Raw genomic sequence first — 5135 nt, forward strand, 5'->3', positions numbered from 1 at the left:
ATGGTGGTTGTGCAACAGCTACCACTGTTAACTGCCGTTTAATTTCTTTTAAATTCCTTTTCAATACTTTTTAATTTGAGGTAGTTTGCGATTGAATGGATAGGCGATTTTACATCATGTCTTCCTAAAGTTGTCAAATTAATGTATATATAATTTTCATTAAAAATAACGGTTAATGATTTTCCCCAACTAAATGATCCAGTATTTTTTTTGCTCCTCAGAATATATAAACCATCATCGTTGATTTGCATTTCTGGAAATCTTTTTTTCAGTATTTGGACAAGTATTTTTCTGTCTCTTTCTGGATTTGTGATTTTGATTTTATGAAGTTTATAAATGTAAAACCAAGAGATTGCAAGTAAAACATTTAGAAATATCATTATGACCATTCCAGTGAGACTTACCTTATTGATTGGATTTATAATTATCAAATATGTCATAATTGGCCAAATTGCATACAGTAAAGCTTCCATAATTATATCAAAAATATAATGTAAGTTGGGGCTAAATATCAATCTTTCTTTTTTTACACTTTTGGCTATATTTATTCTGTAACCCATATTTTTTTATAGATTTTGTTTTGGGTAAATGGCAGTTAACGTCAGACTGTGAAAATACTCAAAATGAGCCTTTGAGAATCGTCTGTACGGAATTTTTCTCTGATAGGTATCCGAATAACTTCTCTTCTTACTTAGTTTATTCACAGCCTGACGTTCCCGCGCTACACGCAGGCTGGGATTAAAGATGCGTAATCTTTCGGTTAAAAACAAATGCATCAAACACAAACTATTTTTAAATTAAACCAATTGCCCAGCTTGCTTGTAGCGTGTGTTATGCGGTCGCTTTTTTATTCGTAATTATTTGTTTCTTTAAGTTGTCAGGAATGTTTGTCCAAATAGTTCGATGTGTCAAAACAAGTTTACAGTTGCATTCTTTGTCTGCCACATCTATTATATGCTTAAACCAATAGTAGTAATTCCATTCTCTTGGTTTTGGTGAATAAAGGAATAATTCCTTTTCTTCCCAATGAACTTCTGTTGCTGTTCTGTAAATAAGAGTAAAACGTTCATTTTTAGGTCGAATAAAAAGTCGTTCATTCTTGTCAATTCCAACTTCAATAATTTCATCTTGCCTTTTTCCGATTTCTTTAGTCTTTATTTGGTCAAAAATGATTCTACCAACATAGTTTTTCAGTTTTGGAAATCTGCGTCTGTAATATTCATTCCAATAACTTATCATTCGGCTTTCTGTCTGCTGATAATATTTTGAATTTTCGATAGCAAACCGCTTGTAGTTTTCCAATTTGTTGTCTTCAAGCTGTTCGTCTAAGACTTCTAAAATTTCAATAACATATTCACCTAAAAGCTGAAATGTAAAAGGTGTTAACCAATATTCGCTATTTTCAATTTTTTCCAATCGTCTTTGTCTTATATAACCATTATGGTGTCTAAGGAAAATACAATTGAGAATTGATTTTTGTCGGTCAGTAAGAGTCCTTTCCTTTTCTAATTCAGGTTCGTTAAAATAAACCCTGTATGGTATTGTCAAAAGTTCTCCGTCAATGTTGACTGTTTGAAAGTCAGGATGAATTAGGTTTTCTACCTTGTGAGTTTGCCCGTCACATAATTTTACTTCGTTCACGTCAAAGGGTAAAATGTCCAATACGCTTTCTACGTCCTTTTTCAAAGTCCGTGGGAAAGCATTGAGAAGAATTTCTCGATATTTTAAATATTTATTTCCTTTAAACCAATTTATCATTTTCGGTCGGTCGTTTTAAAGTGCCGCATAACTTGTATATAAGTCTAACATCATCATCCCTATACACCGAATTTAGGTTGTATAAGTCTGAAAAAATCAGATTTACATTTATCAAATATATAAAAATTCCCTAACTGCTTTTACAATTAGGGAATTAATAATTTATTTTAAAAACTTTATTTACTAGTACAAACTTGGGTAAACGTCTGGTTTGGCTTCGTTCATGATGGCGTAAACTTTTTCGTAAATATCTTCTACAGATGGTTTAGAGAAATAATCACCATCGGTTCCATAAGCAGGACGATGTGGTTTGGCAGCCAAAGTTTGAGGCGCGCTATCTAAATGTTGGTAACCGTTTTGTACTTCTATAATTTCTTGCAAAATGTAAGCACTTGCGCCACCAGGAACGTCTTCGTCAATAACTAAAAGTCGGTTGGTTTTGGCAATACTTTTCACAATATCGTGTTTAATATCAAATGGTAATAACGACTGAACATCGATGATTTCGCAGTTAATTCCAACAGCTTCTAGTTCGTTTGCAGCCTGTTCTACCAATCGTAATGTTGAACCGTAAGAAACCAAAGTGATGTCTTTTCCTTCTTTAAGTGTTTCTACAACGCCAATCGGAGTTTTGAATTCGCCTAAATTTGTTGGCATTTTTTCTTTCAATCGGTAGCCATTCAAACATTCTACAACCAATGCTGGTTCGTCTGTTTGTAATAACGTATTGTAAAATCCTGCCGCTTTGGTCATGTTTCTTGGTACCAAAACGTGAATTCCACGAATAGCATTGATAATCATTCCCATTGGTGAACCTGAGTGCCAAACGCCTTCTAAACGATGTCCACGAGTTCTTATTATTAAAGGTGCTTTTTGGCGACCTTTCGTTCTATATTGTAGTGTTGCTAAATCGTCACTCATGATTTGAATAGCGTACAACAAATAATCTAAATATTGAATTTCAGCAATTGGACGCAATCCACGCATTGCCATTCCGATTCCTTGTCCAAGAATGGTAGCTTCACGAATTCCGACATCGGCAACACGAAGTTCACCATATTTTTCTTGCATTCCTTCTAAACCTTGGTTCACATCACCAATGTTTCCGGCATCTTCACCAAAAATTAATGATTCTGGATATTTAGAAAAAATAGCATCAAAATTATCTCTAAGAACTAAACGAGCATCTACTTCATCGGCAGATTCATCATAAGTTGCAGGAACTTCTGTAGCTGAATAAATATTAGAATTTGATTCAGAAAAGAGGTGAGAACTAAATTTCGGCTGAATTTTATTCGTGTAATTTGTTATCCAAGTCGCCAATTGTGATCTAGTATTTTCTTTCACAATCATGCGCAACACTTTTCGTGCTGTAGTTAAAATTTCTTTACGAATTGGTTCTTTAATCGAAGCTAAATCAGAAGCAATTTTTTCGATGAAAATTTTACTTTCGCTAGAGGGAGCAATCGAATTTAGTAAAGCAACTAATTCTTTCTGCTCTTCTTTAGTTGGAGTTGTAAACGAAGTCCAAGCGGCTTTTTTGCCTTCAAGAACGTCTTTTTTCGCTTGATTGTCAATTTCATCCAATTCTTCGGCTGTCGCCAAATTATTCTCAATCAACCAAATACGCATTTGAGCTAAACAATCAAATTGTGCTTCCCAAGCTAATCGTTCGGCATTTTTATAACGTTCGTGACTTCCAGAAGTAGAATGTCCTTGAGGTTGTGTAAGTTCTTGAACGTGAATTAAAACCGGAACGTGTTCTTCACGGGCAATGGCACTAGCTTTTTCATAAGTTGCCACCAAAGCTGGATAATCCCAACCTTTTACGTTTAAAATTTCGTAACCTTTATTGTTTTCATCACGTTGAAATCCTTTAAGAATTTCAGATATATTTTCTTTGGTAGTTTGATGTCTTGCATGAACCGAAATTCCGTATTCGTCATCCCAAACGCTCATTACCATTGGAACTTGTAAAACTCCAGCAGCATTTATAGTTTCAAAAAACAAACCTTCCGAAGTCGATGCATTTCCAATTGTTCCCCAAGCCACTTCATTTCCGTTTTCAGAAAAATTAGTTTGATTGATTCCAGAAACATTTCTAAAAATTTTAGAAGCTTGCGCCAAACCTAACAAACGCGGCATTTGTCCAGCAGTTGGAGAAATATCGGCGCTCGAATTCTTTTGTTTTGTTAAGTTATTCCAATTTCCGTTTTCGTCAAGCGAATGCGTTGCAAAGTGTCCGCCCATTTGACGACCAGCACTCATTGGATCAAAATTGATGTCGGTATGACCATACAATCCAGCGAAGAATTGTTCGATATTCATGGCTCCAATTGCCATCATAAAAGTTTGGTCACGATAATATCCCGATCGGAAATCACCATTTTTAAACGCTTTTGCTAAGGCAAGTTGTGGCACTTCTTTTCCGTCGCCAAAGATTCCAAATTTTGCTTTACCAGTCAGTACTTCACGTCTTCCTAGTAAGCTACATTCTCTACTTATTGTGGCAATTTTATAGTCGTTTAAAACTTCGGCTTTAAAATCTTCAAAAGTAATTTCGACTTTGTTTTGTGTTTCGGTCATAATTGAAAAATCTTCTTAATCCCACAAATTTAATGAAAAAGAAGTAAATTTCACAAATCTTGAGAAAAAATATAATTTAATTATTGATAATTATAAAGGTGATTTGAGTTCTTTGGTTGAATTTTGTTCATTAAAAAATGAAAAATAATAGTAATTGTTTAAAATATTATTTTGATTTCTAATGATTAGAACCATTTTCTTGTGAAAAGATTAATTAGTGTATCGGGTGAAAAAGTTACAATAAAACGAATTTTTTGACCATAATTTGGGTCTGATATTTCCCAACCATTGCTGGAACGAACTGGTAAATAAAGTTCGAAATAATCGGTAACTAGGTTAAGACGAATACCACTGTCGTAAATGAATTTTTCTTTGGAATTTTTATTTTTTATCATTCCCATATCGCCGTAAATTTCGATCCAATTCCAAATATTAAAACTCGCATTGGTTGTTGCAATCCATTGATTGGCATAACGCGTATCGAAAACAGATTTGAATCCGCCTTCGGCAATAATGATTTGTTGGCTAAAAAGTCCGGTGCTTTCTGAACGTCCAAGATATTCATAATCAAATAAATAATCGGTTGGACGATCGATTCCAAAACTAAAAAAATCGGAAGTTGTATTTCTGTAAAGGAAAGTTCCTGCGTAAAATCTTAAATTAATTTGTCTATTGTTGTTGAATAATTTTCTGTATTCGATTTCGGCTGCTAGTTTCCCGAATTTATTAGAAAATTGTACATCAGAACTAAAATTGAAATGATTGGTAACTTCGGTTTTAGTGTTGAAATA

Annotated in this window: 3 protein-coding genes and 1 pseudogene; all 4 read right to left on the reverse strand. The window is 33.9% G+C overall.

Annotated elements, in window-relative coordinates; translation table 11 throughout:
* Positions 1-38 precede the first annotated feature (38 nt).
* Positions 39-560 carry a hypothetical protein gene (locus DIU01_RS03915; RefSeq protein WP_290831941.1) on the reverse strand — a complete coding sequence of 174 codons (522 nt, stop codon included), beginning with the start codon at positions 558-560 and terminating at the stop codon, positions 39-41.
* Positions 561-831: 271 nt separating this feature from the next.
* Positions 832-1758: a hypothetical protein gene (locus DIU01_RS03920; RefSeq protein ID WP_290831942.1), complete on the reverse strand. Its 927-nt coding sequence runs from the start codon at positions 1756-1758 to the stop codon at positions 832-834.
* 183 nt (positions 1759-1941) lie between these two features.
* Positions 1942-4344, reverse strand: coding sequence for a thiamine pyrophosphate-dependent enzyme (locus DIU01_RS03925; protein ID WP_290831943.1), 2403 nt, complete (start codon positions 4342-4344; stop codon positions 1942-1944).
* 185 nt (positions 4345-4529) lie between these two features.
* A pseudogene (locus tag DIU01_RS03930) lies at positions 4530-5135 on the reverse strand (aminopeptidase); the annotation flags it as partial.

The sequence above is a fragment of the Flavobacterium sp. genome (genome assembly GCF_003525665.1).
Classification (GTDB): domain Bacteria; phylum Bacteroidota; class Bacteroidia; order Flavobacteriales; family Flavobacteriaceae; genus Flavobacterium.

Coding starts and splice junctions, on each gene's coding strand:
- DIU01_RS03915 (WP_290831941.1), bottom strand. CDS start 560: ATGGGTTACAGAATAAATATAGCCAAAAGTGTAAAAAAAGAAAGATTG.
- DIU01_RS03920 (WP_290831942.1), bottom strand. CDS start 1,758: ATGATAAATTGGTTTAAAGGAAATAAATATTTAAAATATCGAGAAATT.
- DIU01_RS03925 (WP_290831943.1), bottom strand. CDS start 4,344: ATGACCGAAACACAAAACAAAGTCGAAATTACTTTTGAAGATTTTAAA.